The organism is Paenibacillus sophorae (assembly GCF_018966525.1).
GTDB lineage: Bacteria > Bacillota > Bacilli > Paenibacillales > Paenibacillaceae > Paenibacillus_AQ > Paenibacillus_AQ sophorae.
This window is the reverse complement of the sequence record NZ_CP076607.1, coordinates 5,057,424-5,075,133: the sequence shown is the minus strand read 5'-3', so window position 1 is coordinate 5,075,133 and position 17,710 is coordinate 5,057,424. Positions and strand designations below refer to the sequence as shown.

Below are 17,710 nucleotides of genomic sequence, written 5' to 3'. Positions count from 1 at the left end.
CAGTGACTTCTGAAAGTCAGGCGTAAATATTTAACTTGGCTGCAAGGATTCTGTTGATGAGCGAATGAATGACCTCCCCGAGAACGCACGGTGAACAGCGGCGCTTGCCGAATCAGTAGCCGCCCTTGCGCGTAGGCGGGCGTTAACCGCTTGAGCGGACCGAAGTTTTATGTTTTCGGCCGGAATGTGGGTGGTACCACGGGTGATCATCGTTAGCGATAATCCCTCGTCCCTGTTGATGAACAGGGCGGGGGATTTTTTTGATGGAAATTTCAAAGTGGTAAAGGGCATTTTCAGGAGGGATCAGCTGTGGCTAAAGAGAGATTCGAGAAGCCGACCGGCACGCAGGATTTGCTGCCAGGCGCGGTGGAAAGATGGCAATTCGTTGAAGAGAAAGCCAGAGATTTATGCCGGCGCTTCAACTATCGTGAAATCCGGACCCCGATGTTCGAGCATACGGAGCTGTTCGAAAGAGGCGTCGGCGAGACAACCGATATCGTGGAAGGCGAAATGTACACCTTTAAAGACAAAGGGGACCGGGATCTGGCGCTGCGTCCGGAAGGAACCGCCGGTGTCGTCCGCGCTTACGTGCAGAATAAGCTTTACGGAGAGCCGGATGTCAGCAAGCTGTATTATATCGGCCCGATGTTCCGCTACGAGCGTCCGCAGGCGGGCAGATACCGCCAGTTTCACCAGTTCGGCGTAGAAGCGTTCGGCGCGGTTGATCCGGCGATTGATGCGGAGGTGATTTCGCTTGGATACCAATTTTGTAAGGACCTGGGTCTTGGCGGCGTACGGGTCGAAATTAATTCCGTCGGCAACATTCCCAGCCGGGCCGCCTACCGCGAGAAGCTGCTAGGCTTCCTGCGCCCGATGAAGGACAGCCTGTGCAGCGACTGCCAGCGGCGTATGGAGCGGAATCCGCTGCGCGTGCTGGACTGTAAGGTCGATCAGGAGAAATTCGTAGATGCCCCGTCCATTTTGGACAGCCTTGATGAAGAGTGTACGGTTCACTTCGCCAAGGTAAGGTCACATCTGGAAGCTATGGGCGTCGAATATGTCGTTAACACGCGGCTTGTCCGCGGACTCGATTATTACACGCATACGGCGTTCGAGTACAAGGCGGCCGGCATCGGCTCCATCGACACGGTCGGCGGCGGCGGGCGCTACAACGGCCTGGTTGCCGAAATTGGCGGACCGGACCAGCCGGGCATCGGCCTCGGTATTGGGCTTGAGCGTATTCAGCTTATTCTGGAGAACCAGAAGGTGGAGCTTGGAGCGTCCAAGCCGCTGGACGTGTATCTCGTAGCGCTCGGCGAAGATGCGGAAGCCGAGGTTACCAAGCAGTTGTTCATTTTGCGCAGCTTGGGCTTCTCTGCGGAGCGCGATTATCTGGGACGCAAAATGAAGGCCCAGATGAAATCCGCCGACCGTATGTCGGCGCGTTACACCGCGATTCTCGGCGAAGAGGAGCTGCAGCGCGGAGAGATCGCTCTCAAGTCGATGGCGACCGGAGAGCAGCGTACCGTTAAGCTGGAACAGCTCGGACAGTCTCTTGTATAGAGCGGCAGTATTTACATTAGTCTGTAATCACAAATAGAGATTTTTAAATCGAAAGGGTATGATAAAGTATGCAAAGAAGCCATAACTGCGGGCAGTTGACGACAGAACAAATCGGAGAGAAGGTTACGCTGAACGGCTGGGTGCAGACCCGCCGCGACCTTGGAGGCGTACTGTTCATCGACCTTCGCGACCGCAGCGGAGTTGTGCAAATCGTCTTCAATCCCGATTATTCCGGCGAAGCACTGCAAATTGCCGACAAGACCCGAAGCGAGTATGTTATCGCCGTTACCGGTCAAGTAGTCAAGCGCGATCCGGAAACCGTAAATCCTAACCTTCCTACCGGCGAAATTGAAGTGCGCATTACCGAAATCGAAGTGCTGAACGCCGCCAAGACCCCTCCGTTCTTCATTGAAGACGGCGTGGAAGTAGATGAGTCGCTGCGCCTGAAATACCGTTATCTTGATCTGCGCCGTCCGGAAATGCAGAAGACGCTGCTGCTCCGCTCGAAAGCGGCCAAGATTTTCCGCGATTTCCTTGACGGAGAAGGCTTCATCGACGTAGAAACGCCGATTCTGACCAAGAGCTCGCCGGAAGGCGCGCGCGACTATCTCGTGCCAAGCCGGGTGCATGAAGGCGAATTCTTCGCCCTGCCGCAGTCGCCGCAGATTTACAAGCAACTCCTGATGGTTGGCGGCGTGGAGCGTTACTACCAAATCGCCCGCTGTTTCCGCGACGAGGACCTGCGCGCCGACCGGCAGCCGGAGTTTACGCAGGTGGACATCGAAACCTCGTTCCTGGCCCAGGACGACCTGCTGGCCATGATGGAGCGTCTGATGCAGCGCCTGTTCAAAGAGACGGTCGGCGTAGATCTCGCCCTGCCATTCCAGCGTCTGACTTACGCCGAGGCCATGGGCAAATACGGCTCCGACAAGCCGGACCTGCGCTTCGGTCTGGAACTGATCGAGATGAATGATATCGTCGCCAGCAGCGGTGTTAAGGTATTCGCCTCCGTTATCGAAAAGGGCGGGGAAGTGAAATGCCTGAACGCCAAGGGATGCGGCACTTGGACCCGTAAGGAAATCGACGATCTTGGCCCTTATGCGGCCCGCTACGGAGCGAAAGGCCTCGCCTGGATTCAAGTGAAGGAAGGCGAATTCCGCGGTCCGATCGTGAAGTTCTTCACCGAGGAAGAGATTGCAGCCGTAAAAGAACGCACCGGAGCCGAGGAAGGCGACCTGCTGCTCTTCTCCGCAGACAACAAGAAGGTCGTCGCCGACGTCCTCGGCGCGCTTCGTCTTAGAATCGGCCGCCAGCTCGGATTAATCGACGACAGTGTATACAAGTTCGCATGGGTAACAGACTTCCCGCTGCTTGGCTATGACGAGGAACAGAAGCGTTATATGGCAGAGCACCATCCGTTCACCCGTCCGCGCGATGAAGACGTGGCTCTGTTCGATAGCGATCCCGGCGCGATCCGCGCGCAGGCTTACGATATCGTATTGAACGGCTACGAAGTCGGCGGCGGCTCGATGCGGATCTATAAGCGCGATGTACAGGAGAAAATGTTCGACGCGCTCTCACTGTCCAAAGAAGAAGTGCAGGATAAATTCGGCTATCTGCTCGACGCATTCGAATACGGCACGCCTCCTCACGGCGGTATTGCCTTTGGCTTCGACCGGCTCGTTATGCTGCTGGCAGGGCGCACCAATCTGCGTGAAACGATCGCCTTCCCGAAAACGGCCAGCGCGACCGACCTGCTGATGGACTCTCCGTCCCCGGTTAAAGACGCACAGCTGGATGAACTGCATATCAGAGTGGCTATCAAGGAAAAAGCCAAGAAATAGGAGGCTGACATCATGCTGCATCAGTTCTCGCGTACCGAACTTGCTATCGGACCCGAGGGTCTGGAAGTTATGAAAAACAGTACGGTAGCCGTGCTTGGCATCGGCGGCGTCGGCTCCATCGCGGTGGAGGCCCTGGCCCGCACAGGCGTCGGGCGCATTATCCTGATTGATAAGGATGCGGTCGATATCACCAACATCAACCGCCAGATTCATGCGCTCACCACGACGGTCGGGCAGAAGAAGGCGGATCTGATGGTGGAGCGCGTCAAGCTGATCAATCCGGAATGCGAAGCGATTGCGCTGAACATGTTCTACACCGAAGAAACATACGAGGAACTGTTCAAATACAAGCCGGATTACGTCCTGGACGCATCGGATACGATTCATTACAAAATCCATCTGATCAAGGAATGTCTCGCCCGCAAAATCCCGATGATTTCGAGCATGGGTGCGGCCAACAAGATGGACCCGACTAAATTCCAGGTCGCCGACATCTCCAAGACAACGATGGACCCGATTGCCCGCGTCATTCGTCAGAGACTGCGGAAGGAAGGCATTAAAAAAGGCGTTAAGGTCGTGTTCTCGACCGAGGAGCCGATGAAGCCCCGTCAGGATGTGACGGATAAAATCGTTCCCGAGAACGCGCCCGAGATCCGAAAAGCGAAGCAGCCGCCGGCGAGCAACGCATTCGTGCCGCCTGTGGCGGGACTGATTATGGTCAGCGTAGCCGTTCGCGAGCTGCTGGAGGCCGGTGGGGTCAAGATTTAAAAGTTAAAATAAAACCAAGCAAGGGCGAGCGCCGAAATACGGGCGGCTCGCTCTTTTTTGCTGATGGATAGATAGGGTATAGCGTTTGCTCCGTACCTGTGCTACAATAAGAATCCTTTTTGTGCGAGCATGGCGGCGGAGCTGCAGGCTCCTTCGGCCGGTTTTGCCTTACATGGACAGGGGAGATTTTCCCCTGATATTACTTTTAGGAGGTAACTGAAATTGGAGGACAACTTTCAAAGTGCCTATCAAGAGGAACAAGAGAGGCTGAGCACGGCGCTTGCGGAGATTGACCGGCAGCTGGAAACGCTGAAGAACACACCGGTGTACACAGGCAATGATTACACTGAGCAGATTCTGGAGGATTCGAGGGAACAAAGACGTGGAAATCTGGCCAAGCTGCGGCAGGAGCCCTATTTCGGACGGCTGGATTTTGAGGAAAGCGGCGATGGGGTACGCAAGGCGCTCTATATCGGCAAAATCGGCGTAGACCGCGAGCAGGTCAGCGACCGTCCGCTCGTCATTGATTGGCGCGCGCCGGTGGCGAGCCTGTTCTATTCGTTTACCGGGGGCACGGAGCCGGCTTCCTACGAATCACCGGAAGGGCTTATTGAAGGCCTTGTCTATCTCAAGCGCAACGTCGTGATCCGCAAACGGATTCTGGAACGGGTGGCGGACACTTACGACCGCGAGAGCGACGGCCCCGCAGTATCGGATGAATTTTTGGTCTACCGCTTGGGAGAGAACAAGGATAACCGGCTGCGGGACATCGTATCGACCATCCAGGAAGAGCAGGACCGCATTATCCGGGCGGCAAAAAACACGGCGCTCATCATCCAGGGCGTGGCCGGCAGCGGTAAGACGACAGTGGCGCTGCATCGGCTCGCCTTTTTGCTGTACCAATACAAGGAACAGGTGTCAGCGGAACGGATGATTATTTTTGCCCCGAACCGGATGTTTCTGGACTATATATCCGATGTATTGCCAGAGCTTGGCGTCGGCAACATCCAGCAGAGCACTTTTGCCGATTGGGCGGGAGACTTGCTCGGTTTGGAGCTGCCGCAAAATGACGCCATGGAGACGCTGAACCGCTGGTTCGAGGCGCCGGGCGGCATGCCGGAAATCACGGATGAGACTCCGGGACGCTTCAAGGGAGCGACGAAGCTGATGTCCATTATTGAAGACGCAGTACGGCGGCTGGAATCGGGCTCGGTTCCCGAGGGAGATTTCTCTCCGTGGGAGGGGGCCGTTCTGCCGCGCAGAACGATTCTCCGGTGGCATAATGAAGAATACGCTCCGTATCCGCCCGCCAAACGAAAGGAACGGGTAATGGCCCGGATTCACCGCTGGATCGAAATGGAACTGAAGAAAAGCCCTTCCGCCGCAGCGCTCAAAGACCGGAAGAAAAAAGGGGCGCAGCGCGAAAAAGCATATGGCTCGAAATGGCCCAAATACGATCCGCTGACGATTTACAAGCAAATCTTCCGCGCTGTGAAGACGCCTGCGGATTGGCCGGCTGAAGCGCCCGAAGCGATTCCCGCATCTGTGCTGAAGGAGACGCGAAGCCAGCTTAAGAAGGGGATAGTGCTGGAGGAGGATTTGCCGCCGCTGCTCTATATTCATTATCTGCTGAACGGGGACGAGGACGTGCAGAAATTCGATCATATCGTCATTGACGAGGCGCAGGATTTCTCGCCATTCCAGATTGCGGTGCTCGATTTGTATGTGCGAGGCCACTCTTTTACCATTCTGGGTGATTTGTCGCAGGGCATCCATGCCTATAAAGGGGTGCATGACTGGAAAGAAATGCAGACTCTGTTCGCGCCGGAACACACGTCCTACCATGCGCTGACGCGAAGCTACCGGTCCACCATGGAAATTATCGATTTCGCTAACGGAATACTGTCGGCTGGAGTACATAGCGAACTTCTTGCCGTTCCGGTATTCCGCAGCGGCAGCCCTGTCCGGCTGATTCAGTACGGCGAGAAGCGGGAGGCCGACATCCAGACCGCGCTCACGGACCTGTCGGGGAGGGATTACCGGACGGTAGCGGTCTTGACCCGGACATTGGCGGATGCGGCGCATTTGTATGAAATCCTGTCGGAGCATTTTGACGATATCCATCTGATCGATGGAGGGATCACGGAATACCAGGGCGGGCTGTCAGTGCTGCCGCTTTATTTGTCCAAGGGACTGGAGTTCGACGCCGTTATCGTAGCGGATGCCGACCTGGACTCCTACGGAGAAACGGCGTGGGACGCGAAGCTGCTGTATGTGGGCTCTACCCGGGCGCTGCATGAGCTGTGGCTTATGCATAACGGCAGACTGCCGGACTATTTGCGCCAAGCGTCGGTGGACGCTGAGACGGCGCCCGGATGGCCGGACGACCCGGCGTAACCCTATCGCAAATAAAACTGGAAGAATGAATCACAAGGCGACCTGGAACTTCGTTTCCGGGCTGCCTTTTACTTAGCTGAATTCGATAAAATTTAAATTGTTAAATTTTAAAAACAACGTTTGGTTGTATCGCTAAAGGGTAATTAAGAAGAGTGGCATCAATAATCTGTTAATCTGAGGAGTGATTTAAATGGCAGACAACCGGAACGACAAAATGAGCCGCGATGCAGCGGGTCGTAGGAGTGACGAGGCCCATTCCCCAAATCATGACAAGGATTTTTATCAGGAAATTGGCAGAAGACGTGGCCGGGCCGCTTCCGACAGGTATGACAGCGAGCTTTTCCCGGAGATAGACAATGAAGACGAAGAATCCCGCAGAGGCGATTAACACGGGCTTTGGCAGGAAGGACATATCTCTAAGATAGCATAAACGTGAAATCAGCTCACCGTCGGCCGCCGAAAGCGGCCGGCGGTTTTTTCCTGTGAAGGCTTTTTTCCGCCGGGAAGCATACCTTGGCAGCAATGGAGCGATATCCCTTAGGCAGTCGTGCTCTCATCCATATGAAGTGGTATGATAGAATCATACAGCTTACAGCAAGGAGTGTAGATATGGATTTGTTCACTTTCGGGAATGAGGCGGGTGACGGCCGTCTGCTGGCGGACCGCATGCGTCCGGAGACTCTCGATGAATATATAGGCCAGGAGCATATTGTGGGCAAGGGAAAGCTGCTGCGCCGGGCGATTGAGGCCGATCAGGTTTCGTCCATTCTGCTGTACGGGCCTCCGGGCTGCGGCAAAACGACGCTCGCCCACATTATCTCCCATCATACGAAGGGAGAGTTCGTGCGGCTGAACGCCGTGGAGGCGACGGTCAAGGATGTGAGGGAAGTCATCGAGCGAGCGCAGAACGCAAAAGCCCTGTACGGTACGAAAACAATCCTGTTTCTGGATGAGGTGCACCGGTTCAACAGCTCGCGCCAGGATGCGCTCCTTCCGGCGGTGGAGAAGGGAACCATCATCTTCATTGGCGCGACCACTGAGAACCCGTTCCATTATGTGAACGGAGCCTTGATGAGCCGCTCCACGCTGTTTCAGCTGGAGCCGCTGAACAAGGCGCACAGCCTGACTGCAATGCGCCGTGCGCTGGCGGACCGGGAGAAGGGGCTCGGCTTTATGGAACTTCAGGCCGACGAGGCTGCGCTTGAGCATATCGCGGCGATGGCGAACGGCGACATTCGCCGGGCGCTGAATGCGCTGGAGCTTGCGGCGCTGACAACGCCACCAGGCAGCAGCGGCAGTGTACATATTACCCTGGAGGTGGCGGAGGACTCCATCCGCCGTCCAACCGTTAAAGCGGACGAATCCACGCAGTACGACGTGCTCTCCGCCTTTCACAAAAGCATCCGCGGCTCCAGCGACGCCGCCCTGTTCTGGTTCCTCTACGCCGTGGAGAAGCTCGGGATGGACCCGATTGTCTTCATCCGCCGCCTGATCGCCGCAGCGAGCGAGGATATCGGGCTTGCGAATCCGCAGGCGATGGTGCAGGCGGTCAGTGCGCTGGAGGCGTACCGGAACAACGGCTGGCCGGAGGCGAAGCTCAATATCGCCCAGGCGATTCTGTTCGCGGTCGAGAGCCCGAAGTCCAACGCCGTATACATGGCGATTTCCAGGGCGATGTCGGCGATCGACGAGCTTAAGTCTGCCGAAGTCCCGCTGCATTTGCGGGATACGCATTATAAGGGCTCCGCGGCGCTGGGGCATGGCGGATACAAATATCCGCATGATTTTCCCGGCCATTACGTGAAGCAGGAGTACCTGCCGGGGGCGATCTCGCGCCGGGTTTTTTACCAGGCGACTGAGCAGGGCAACGAAGTTAAGATCCGCCATAACCAGGCGCTGCGCCGGGAACAGTGAGGCAACGTCCGAGAGCCAGATGATGCGGGTGGAAAAAGAGCCTTTGCCGGCGCGCCGCTTGGCACGCTTTGGCAAAGGCTCTTAGTCTCTAAAGATTTCCCCCGGCGAAGCGCATTGCTTCTCCGTTTAAGCCGGAGGGTTATTGCGGTTGCGGAACAACCTTTTCGGCGTATTCGATGATTCCGCCGCCAAGGCAGACCTCGCCGTCATAAAATACGACGGCCTGTCCAGGCGTAATCGCCTTCTGCTGTGTATCGAAGGCGACATACAGAGTGCCGTCTTCGCGCTTCGTCAGCGTAACGCCCTGATCCGGCTGGCGGTACCGGAACTTGGCCGTGCAGCGCAGCGGCTCACTGCCGGGACTGCGGCCGTCGATCCAGTTCACGCCAGAGGCGACAAGGCCTGTCGAATACAAGCTGTGATGCTTGTCTCCCTGGACGACATACAGAATGTTGCGGCTGAGGTCTTTATCCGCAACGAACCACGGCTCGCCTGTACCCGAGCCCCCGATGCCTAGACCCTGGCGCTGGCCGAGCGTATAGTACATCAACCCGTCGTGGCGTCCTTTAATCTCGCCGGTGGCGATATCCACCATGTCGCCGGACTTAGCTGGCAGGTACTGGCTCAAGAATTCGCGGAAATTGCGTTCCCCGATGAAGCAGACCCCGGTGCTGTCCTTTTTCTTCGCCGTATACAGTCCAGCCTCTTCGGCGATCCGGCGAACCTCCGGCTTCGGCAAATGGCCGATCGGGAACATGGCTTTGGACAGCTGCTGCTGATTCAATGCGTTCAGGAAATACGTCTGATCCTTGTTGCCGTCAACCCCGCGGAGCAGCTTGAATTCGCCGCCTTCTTCCACGACGCGCGCGTAGTGTCCTGTAGCCACATAATCGGCGCCGAGCTGAAGCGCCCGGTTCAGGAATTCGCCGAACTTGATCTCCCGGTTGCACATGACGTCCGGGTTAGGCGTGCGTCCGGCCTTATATTCATCGAGAAAATATTTGAACACTTTATCAAAGTATTCTTTCTCGAAGTTTACGGTATAGTAAGGAATATCGATCTGCTCGCATACGCGGCGCACATCTTCCGCATCGGCTTCGGCCGTGCAGACGCCGAACTCGTCGGTGTCATCCCAGTTCTTCATGAAGATGCCGATGACGTCATAGCCCTGCTGCTTCAGAAGCAGCGCCGTAACGGAGGAGTCCACTCCCCCCGACATGCCGACAACGACGCGGGTATTTTCAATTGCTTTTGCCACGCTAGATCACCATCTTTTTTGTTAGAATGATAAAGCTTTAACGGTTGAACCGGAAAAAGTCAGCGGATTAAACAGGCCGCGTATATGCCTTTGTGTTATCACTGTCCGCCGTGGAAGAACAAATCTGTAAAAAAAATTACGTTTTGTGTTCCAATTACGTCTGCGGATATGATAACATAAACTCAAGAGCAGTCATCGGAATACGCTGATTTATCTTACTGTTTTGACCAACTACTAATTATACTATACCCAGCTATTATATTGAAAGAGGTGCCCCTTTGAAAATATCGACAAAAGGCCGATACGGATTAACCATCATGATGGAGCTCGCAGCCAGGTTTGGTGAAGGACCCACATCCTTGAAGAGCATTGCCGAAAAAAACGGATTATCCGAGCATTATCTGGAGCAGCTGATCGCTCCCCTGCGCAACGCGGGCCTCGTCAAGAGCATACGCGGCGCCTATGGCGGCTATATTTTATCCCGTGAAGCTTCCAATATAACAGCCGGGGATATTATCCGCGTGCTGGAAGGTCCAATCTCTCCCGTGGATTTCACGGAAGAAGACGATCCTGCCAAGCGCGACCTGTGGCTGCGTATCCGCGACAGCATCGCCGATGTGCTGGACTCCACAACTCTGGCGGATCTGATTTCCTTCAAGGAAGAGACGCATACAGATAATTACATGTTCTACATCTAGTTGTTATTTTAACTGCATGCCTGAAAAACGTTGGTATATCAACGATTAAAGCCTCCTTATGGGGGCTTTAATTATGAGAAAAATAACACTACAAATCACATTTCCTGAAACAGTGATTGACATTGATTAAATAAAGCCATGTAATAACTCTTTAAGAAAGGCATCAAATTATGTTTTATTGTGTAAAACAGGAAAAGGTTGTCTGATTTGACCCACACGATGAAGGAGGGCAGATGCAAACCAAAATGCCTTTTCATAAAAGAAAAGCCTTGTATTTATTTGGATTTCTTCTCATTTCGGATATCGTGTTGTTTCTATTACAGAAAAACGGCTATTATCTTATCCCTCTACTTAAACCGCCTGAGTTCTTTGTTGTTCTGTTTAATACGATCGTCTGTATAATAATTCTTATACTTATAAGAAAAATAATGTTCGTTGTGTATTTGAGTCTACCGTTGTTCATCTTCATAGCTTTCTCTCACTTTTGGTATGCCAGTATGGAATATCATTATAGATATCTTCATTCTCCCAAGCGGACAGAAACCCTCATTGTAAAATATAGGGTAGCCACATTAGGGGAGAGCTCTTATTTCTTTGGATTTTATCAAAAAAGCTTCCTGGGTTTACTGATGCAGAAACTAAACGGGCAGGAATATTCAGATATGATTTCTGATTATAAAGCATATAAAACGCCTGAAGAGGTTCTAGGACTGGACTATCCCAAGTGGATTAACGAAAAGGAGCTTATTTTTAACACATTGGCGGGAGAGAAGAAAATAATAATGAAATAAAATACGAAGACCGGAAGGCCGCTGGATTTGGGTGCAGCTCTTGCCGGTCTTTGTGTTTTGAGGTATGCTCTCATAGCGTGGTCACAAGGTTGTATTTATTTTGTTAATTAATGGTAACCTATGAGTGTGCTGAATGATATACAATTTTTCGGACAGACTGTGAGATAAGGATAGGGAGTTCTATATATGAAGCCAATTTATTTGGACCATGCCGCCTCGACGCCGGTTCACCTGGAGGTGGCGGAAGTCATGATGAAGATAATGACGGAACAATTAGGCAATGCCTCCAGCGTGCATGCGTTTGGCCGTTCTGCCAAGAAGATAATCAACGGAGCGCGAGATGCCATCAGCTCCTATTTAGGATGCTCCCCGGATGAATGGGTATTTACCGGCGGGGGCACGGAGAGCGACAATCTGGCGCTGTTCGGCGCAGCCCATTCCCGTAAAGGCGGTCACATAATTACAACGGCTATCGAGCATCACGCCGTGCTGCATGCCTGCGAGGAGCTGGAGAAGGAAGGATATTCCATAACATACCTTCCTGTGGATCAGACAGGCCGGGTTGCTCTGAAAGATCTCGAAGCGGCGCTTCGGGACGACACGTTCCTAATCAGCGTCATGTTTGCCAACAATGAAGTGGGTACAGTTCAGCCGATTGAAGAGATTGGCAGACTGGCTAGGGAGAAGGGGATTTTATTCCATGTCGATGCCGTTCAGGCACTGGGTTCCATTCCGATTTCACTGTCAAGCCTGCCTGTGGACTATATGAGCTTTACCGCACACAAAATCAACGGACCCCAAGGTATCGGCGGCCTCTATGTCCGGCGCGGCGCGCCGCTGCATCCCCGGCTGTATGGAGGCTCGCAGGAACGGGGGCGACGGGCGGGGACGGAGAATCTGGCCGGTGCGGCCGGATTTGCCAAAGCGGTCGAACTCGCCGCAAAGGGTCGAGCGGTCAGGAATGAAGAATCATTAGCGCTGCGGAATCGTCTGCTTGAGAGACTAGACCAAGGTATCGGGCAGGACTCCTATAAGATTAACGGGAATGCCGAGCACGGTTTGACGCATATTACGAATATTAGCTTCCCCGGCGTCCGCACGGACGTCATGCTGATGAATCTCGATATGGAGGGCATCGCCGCTTCAAGCGGATCGGCATGTACTTCGGGCTCGCTAGAAATTTCCCATGTGCTGAGGGCAATGAACCTTGCGGACGATCAATTAAGCTCGGCGATTCGATTTAGCACCGGCTTGGGTAATACTTCTGAAGAAATGGAACATGTTGCCCGGAAAATTGAAACCATTTTTAACCGGCTGCGTATTAAAGGGTAGACCCTTTTGTCGCCGGGGGTGATTTTCCCTGAATTCAGCGCAGGAGTTTTTGGCGGCTCTCACAGCCTGCCGGAATTCTCCTAGACTCCATTATAACAAGGAGATTGCGGCCATGAGACTTCAGGATTTTATTGGTCTGAATGTGTTTGGAGTCGAGGAAGGCAAAGAAGTCGGCAAAATTGTCGATTGTATTTTAGATTCAAACTGGAACATTACGGGTATTGAACTGGAAAGCAAATCTTTTTTCGGCAGTCATGTGAAAGTTGTGGCATGGGAAGACATTGTCGCCTACGGCGAGGATGCCGTGATGATACAGAATGAAGAGTCTATCCGGAAGATGGACGCAGGCAGCATACCCCATTCCTTTCTGGAGGGCAAGAATAAATTGAAAGACATGCAGGTCGTGACGGAGACCGGAACGATTCTTGGCAAAGTGTCTGATGTTTATTTTGACCAAAAGTTGGGAAACACAATAGTAGCCCTGGAAATTAGCGATGGGCTTGTGACTGATTTGATGGAAGGTCGTAAATGGCTGCCTTGCATACCGGGAATGTCCATTGGAGAGAATGCAGTGGTGGTTCCGGCACTCAGTGAAGAACGATTAGAAAAAAATATTAACATTGTGAACGGATAGGTGGAATGATGTATGAAGTGTCCAAACTGCGGGTCCAAGGATATCGGTAAGATTGGTTCCCATCAATTTTATTGCTGGGGATGTTTCATTGAACTGACGGTCAACGGCGAGAAAATGTCGGTCTATCAGGTTGAAGAAGACGGCACGCTCAGTTCGCTGGACGATTTGTTCTTCGGAGAAGAGATAGCGCAGGAGTTTCCGCACATTCACGCCACTTCCTGAGGCAGGCTTAAAACGCTTGTCTCACGAGGCGGTTACATAAGATTTATCGGCGTCCAATCTCCTTGCTGCGGGTACTGCGGCAGGGATGTTGGGCGTTTTTTATTATTGAAAAATATGCGGGGCCATCGCGCTATAATGCAGGTTTCCGAAACGGCGGTTATTTTGCGGCGGACAAACATATACTTACTTTACAAGCCAGTCCAGTTTGCCGCAGGAGGTAACGCCATGGAGCAATGGTCCGGGAATAAATGGTTTCGCTGGATGGTCGGGGTGCTTCTGGCTCTGATCATTTTGTATTTCGTTTGGCTGCTTCATCCGATGCTGCAGCATGTATTCACCTTTTTGAAAGCGGTGCTGGCCCCTTTCTTGACCGCCATGATCATATCGTATGTGCTTAATCCCGTTGTCAGTATGCTGGCTGGCCGAAAAGTGCCGCGAGGAGCAGCCGTTCTGCTGATTTATGCCGTATTCTTGACCACGATTGCCGTAATTGCAGTCAACCTCGTTCCGATGCTGATTAAGCAGCTCGAAGAGCTTAACGAGCATTTGCCGGAGATGACGCTGAGAGCGCAGGGGCTGATGCACAGTATGAATACCCGTCTGATCCCGCCTGGAGTGGAAATGGGACTCAACAACTGGTTTTTTCAGCTGGAAAATCGGCTTGCCGTGGGAATTTCGCATTTTCTGGACCATATCGGCACCACCATCGGCGTACTGTTTGACGCTTTTATCGTTCCATTTTTGGTGTTCTATATTTTGAAAGATTTCGATGTGTTTGAACGGACGCTTGTATCCTGTCTCCCGCGCTCCCGCCGCAAATCCATTGTGACGATGTTAAAAGATATCGACGAGGCGCTCGGCAATTACATCCGCGGCCAGTTCCTGGTCAGTCTGATTATCGGCATACTCGCTTATATCGGCTACGCGTTAATCGGAATGCCGTATGCGCTGCTGTTCGCGAGCCTTGTGGCCATATTCGAGCTCGTCCCGTATTTGGGTCCTTTTCTCGGTGCGGCTCCCGCAATTGTGATGGCTTCGACCATATCGTTCCGGCTGGTGCTGCTTGTCGTTGTGGTGAACACGTTATGCCAAATGCTGGAGAGCAATGTGATTTCGCCGCAGGTCGTCGGCCGGACGCTCCATCTGCATCCGCTGCTCATTATTTTTGCGCTCCTGGTCGGCGGCGAGCTTGCCGGTATTGTCGGGCTGATTCTGGCAGTGCCCTGTTTCGCGGCGGGAAAGGTCGTCCTTCAGCATGTTATCAGCTATTATATGAAGCGGAAACCGGTGTGACAGAATGCGCATTGACTGAGACGGCCGGTATTGTATATAATGTTGTGGAAAATGAACTTCAAATGATTCAAGGATGAGGAGCATTAATTTCGGATGCGTCATGCAGAGAGCCGGTGTTGTTGGTGAAAGCCGGTTGACGACAGCGAAATGAACTCGCCTCGGAGAAACGGCGCAAGCCGCTGGGCGTCTTTCGGACCGAAAGAGCAGTTCTCTTAAATGTGAGAACAGTCCAAGCGTTAACCGCCGTCGGCCCGCCCCCGTTACAGGGTGTAGAGTGAGCAAGCGCGTGGCAAAGAATGTCCGCCTGCTAACTAGGGTGGTACCACGGGAATTCAGCCTCTCGTCCCTAGCGTTTTTACGCTATGGATGGGAGGCTTTTTGATTAACTAAGTTCCGCGGTTTTCGCAAACTTGCGCGTACGCATCGCGGCAAAATCCGCATTTTTGGGACTATTGATCCCGGGGAACTTAGAGGTTCGCAGCAATTCAAGGAGGAATAACAATGAGCGACAGCAAGGGAAATACAGCCGCACAAGGTTACCGGGCGCAGGTACTGGAACCGAAATGGCAGAAGTATTGGGAAGAAAATCATACCTTTAAGACCGGTGAGGAAGCGGACAAGCCGAAGTTCTACGCGCTCGACATGTTTCCGTACCCTTCGGGAGCCGGTCTTCATGTAGGGCATCCTGAAGGTTATACGGCAACGGATATCGTCTCCCGCTACAAGCGGATGCGCGGTTACAATGTGCTTCACCCGATGGGCTGGGATGCCTTTGGTCTGCCTGCCGAGCAGCATGCGCTGGATACGGGGCAGCATCCGCGTGATATCACGATCAAGAACGTCAATAACTTCCGCCGTCAGATCAAATCGCTGGGCTTCTCCTACGATTGGGACCGCGAGATCAGTACGACGGACCCCGGTTACTATAAATGGACGCAGTGGATCTTCATTCAGCTGTACAAGCGAGGCCTGGCTTACGTCGCTGAAGTGCCGGTGAATTGGTGTGAGGCGCTTGGCACCGTACTGGCCAACGAAGAAGTCATTGATGGCAAAAGCGAGCGCGGCGGGTATCCCGTCATCCGCAGACCGATGCGCCAGTGGATTCTGCGGATCACCGAATACGCTGAGCGTCTGCTGGAGGATTTGGAAGAGCTGGACTGGTCCGAGAGCATCAAGGACATGCAGCGTAACTGGATCGGCAAATCGAAGGGAGCCGAAGTTGCCTTTGGCATCGACGGTCATGATGCTAATCTGACCGTATTTACAACCCGGCCCGATACCCTGTTCGGGGCAAGCTACTGCGTGCTGGCACCCGAGCACGAGCTGGTGGCGTCGATCACGACTGACGCCCAGCGTTCGGCCGTGGAGGAATACCAGACACTGGCTTCGCGCAAGAGCGATTTGGAACGTACCGATCTTGCGAAGGAGAAGACAGGCGTGTTTACCGGCGCCTATGCGGTCAATCCGGTAAACGGCGCCAAACTGCCGATCTGGATCGCGGACTACGTTCTGGCCGGATACGGAACGGGAGCGATTATGGCCGTTCCGGGGCATGACACCCGCGACTGGGAGTTCGCCAAGCAGTTCGGACTCGAGATCATCGAAGTTGTCCAAGGGGGCAATGTGGAAGTGGAAGCCTACGCCGGCGACGGTCCGCATGTCAATTCCGATTTCCTGAACGGGCTCGAGAATACGGCGGCCATCGCCGCCATGATCGCCTGGCTTGAGGAAAAAGGCTTCGGCAAGGGCAAGGTAACCTACCGCCTGCGCGATTGGCTGTTCAGCCGCCAGCGCTATTGGGGCGAGCCGATCCCAATCCTTCATCTGGAAGACGGCACGATGAAGACGGTCCCGGAAGATCAGCTTCCGCTCTTGCTTCCGGATGTCGACGCGATCAAGCCTTCGGGCACGGGCGAATCGCCGCTGGCGAATGTGACGGACTGGGTCGAGACGGTCGATCCCGAGACCGGGATGAAAGCCCGCCGCGAGACGAACACGATGCCGCAGTGGGCCGGCAGCTGCTGGTACTACTTGCGTTACATCGATCCGCATAACGACAAGGAGCTGTGTTCTCCAGAGAAGCAAAAGGAATGGCTGCCGGTCGATCTGTATATCGGCGGCGCTGAGCATGCGGTGCTTCACCTGCTGTATGCCCGCTTCTGGCATAAGGTGCTGTATGATCTCGGCGTTGTAAATACGAAGGAGCCTTTCTACAAGCTGGTCAACCAGGGCATGATTCTCGGCACCAACAACGAGAAGATGAGCAAATCGCGCGGCAATGTCATTAATCCGGACGAGATTGTGGGCGAATTCGGCGCGGACACGCTGCGTGTATATGAAATGTTCATGGGTCCGCTGGAAGCGACCAAGCCGTGGAACGCGAACGGCGTGGAAGGCATTCACCGCTTCCTCTCCCGTGTATGGCGCTTGTTCGTAAGCGAAGAAGGCAGCCTGAGCGCCAAAATCACAGAGGACGGCGGCAACGAAGAATTCAAGCGTACCTGGCATAAGACGATCAAGAAAGTGACCGATGATCTTGAGAATCTGCGCTTTAATACGGCGATCAGCCAGCTGATGATTTTTATCAACGACGCTTACAAACAGGAAACGCTGCCTCGCCAGGCGATGGAGAATTTCGCACAGATGCTGTCGCCTCTTGCTCCCCATCTTGCCGAAGAGCTGTGGCAGCTGCTCGGACATGAGGGCACCATCTCCTATGTGGAGTGGCCGAGTTACGACGAGGCGCTGACTGTGGACGCCGAGGTGGAAATCGTAGTTCAGGTGAACGGCAAAATCGTTCAGCGCAGCCTAATTCCGCAGGGCATGGGACAAGAGGAGATGCAGGCGCATGCAATGGGTCTCCCGAATGTGAGCGCAGCAATAGAAGGCAAGACCGTACGCAAGGTCATTGCGGTTCCGGGCAAGCTGGTCAATATCGTAGTGGGTTAGCGAAGAACGCCAAACCCCGCGGCGGGAGTTCATCCTGCCGCGGGGTT

14 protein-coding genes and 1 other annotated feature are annotated in these 17,710 nt (G+C 53.8%); of the genes, 13 read left to right on the top strand and 1 reads right to left on the bottom strand.

The window, feature by feature from the left end; translation table 11 throughout:
* The first annotated feature begins 309 nt into the window (after window positions 1–309).
* The 6 genes from hisS (at window position 310) to KP014_RS24580 (ending at window position 8,486) form a co-directional block, all read left to right on the top strand.
* The gene (gene hisS / locus KP014_RS24605) at window positions 310–1,563 is read left to right on the top strand and encodes a histidine--tRNA ligase (protein WP_090834365.1); all 1,254 of its coding nucleotides are present in this window, start codon (window positions 310–312) and stop codon (window positions 1,561–1,563) included.
* Between the two features lie 68 nt (window positions 1,564–1,631).
* Window positions 1,632–3,407, top strand: coding sequence for an aspartate--tRNA ligase (gene aspS / locus KP014_RS24600; RefSeq protein WP_036594738.1), 1,776 nt, complete (start codon window positions 1,632–1,634; stop codon window positions 3,405–3,407).
* 12 nt (window positions 3,408–3,419) lie between these two features.
* On the top strand, window positions 3,420–4,175 hold the full coding sequence (locus KP014_RS24595) for a tRNA threonylcarbamoyladenosine dehydratase (protein WP_090834364.1): 756 nt from the start codon (window positions 3,420–3,422) through the stop codon (window positions 4,173–4,175).
* A gap of 222 nt (window positions 4,176–4,397) precedes the next feature.
* Window positions 4,398–6,572 carry a HelD family protein gene (locus tag KP014_RS24590; RefSeq protein WP_036597320.1) on the top strand — a complete coding sequence of 725 codons (2,175 nt, stop codon included), beginning with the start codon at window positions 4,398–4,400 and terminating at the stop codon, window positions 6,570–6,572.
* 190 nt (window positions 6,573–6,762) lie between these two features.
* Window positions 6,763–6,960 (top strand): hypothetical protein, encoded by a 198-nt coding sequence (locus KP014_RS24585; protein WP_036597321.1) that lies wholly within the window; start codon window positions 6,763–6,765, stop codon window positions 6,958–6,960.
* 221 nt (window positions 6,961–7,181) lie between these two features.
* On the top strand, window positions 7,182–8,486 hold the full coding sequence (locus KP014_RS24580) for a replication-associated recombination protein A (protein ID WP_036597322.1): 1,305 nt from the start codon (window positions 7,182–7,184) through the stop codon (window positions 8,484–8,486).
* Window positions 8,487–8,625: 139 nt separating this feature from the next.
* Here the strand turns inward: KP014_RS24580 and mnmA are convergent, their stop codons facing one another.
* Window positions 8,626–9,744, bottom strand: a complete 1,119-nt coding sequence (gene mnmA, locus KP014_RS24575) for a tRNA 2-thiouridine(34) synthase MnmA (RefSeq protein ID WP_036597324.1) — start codon at window positions 9,742–9,744, stop codon at window positions 8,626–8,628.
* Between the two features lie 278 nt (window positions 9,745–10,022).
* Here mnmA and cymR point away from each other — a divergent pair, with 278 nt between their 5' ends.
* From cymR to leuS, 7 genes are all read left to right on the top strand, one after another.
* Window positions 10,023–10,442 (top strand): cysteine metabolism transcriptional regulator CymR, encoded by a 420-nt coding sequence (gene cymR, locus KP014_RS24570; RefSeq protein ID WP_036597326.1) that lies wholly within the window; start codon window positions 10,023–10,025, stop codon window positions 10,440–10,442.
* A 233-nt stretch (window positions 10,443–10,675) separates the two neighbouring features.
* Entirely contained in the window at window positions 10,676–11,233 is a 558-nt protein-coding gene (locus tag KP014_RS24565; RefSeq protein WP_036597328.1) for a hypothetical protein, read from the top strand.
* A gap of 186 nt (window positions 11,234–11,419) precedes the next feature.
* Window positions 11,420–12,565, top strand: coding sequence for a cysteine desulfurase family protein (locus KP014_RS24560; RefSeq protein ID WP_036597330.1), 1,146 nt, complete (start codon window positions 11,420–11,422; stop codon window positions 12,563–12,565).
* A gap of 112 nt (window positions 12,566–12,677) precedes the next feature.
* Window positions 12,678–13,199: a PRC-barrel domain-containing protein gene (locus KP014_RS24555; RefSeq protein ID WP_036597332.1), complete on the top strand. Its 522-nt coding sequence runs from the start codon at window positions 12,678–12,680 to the stop codon at window positions 13,197–13,199.
* A gap of 12 nt (window positions 13,200–13,211) precedes the next feature.
* Window positions 13,212–13,421, top strand: coding sequence for a hypothetical protein (locus KP014_RS24550; RefSeq protein WP_025696091.1), 210 nt, complete (start codon window positions 13,212–13,214; stop codon window positions 13,419–13,421).
* Window positions 13,422–13,646: 225 nt separating this feature from the next.
* On the top strand, window positions 13,647–14,714 hold the full coding sequence (locus tag KP014_RS24545) for an AI-2E family transporter (protein ID WP_036597334.1): 1,068 nt from the start codon (window positions 13,647–13,649) through the stop codon (window positions 14,712–14,714).
* 61 nt (window positions 14,715–14,775) lie between these two features.
* Window positions 14,776–15,065 (top strand) — a binding site (T-box leader).
* 150 nt (window positions 15,066–15,215) lie between these two features.
* Window positions 15,216–17,663 (top strand): leucine--tRNA ligase, encoded by a 2,448-nt coding sequence (gene leuS, locus KP014_RS24540; protein WP_090834363.1) that lies wholly within the window; start codon window positions 15,216–15,218, stop codon window positions 17,661–17,663.
* Window positions 17,664–17,710: the final 47 nt, after the last annotated feature.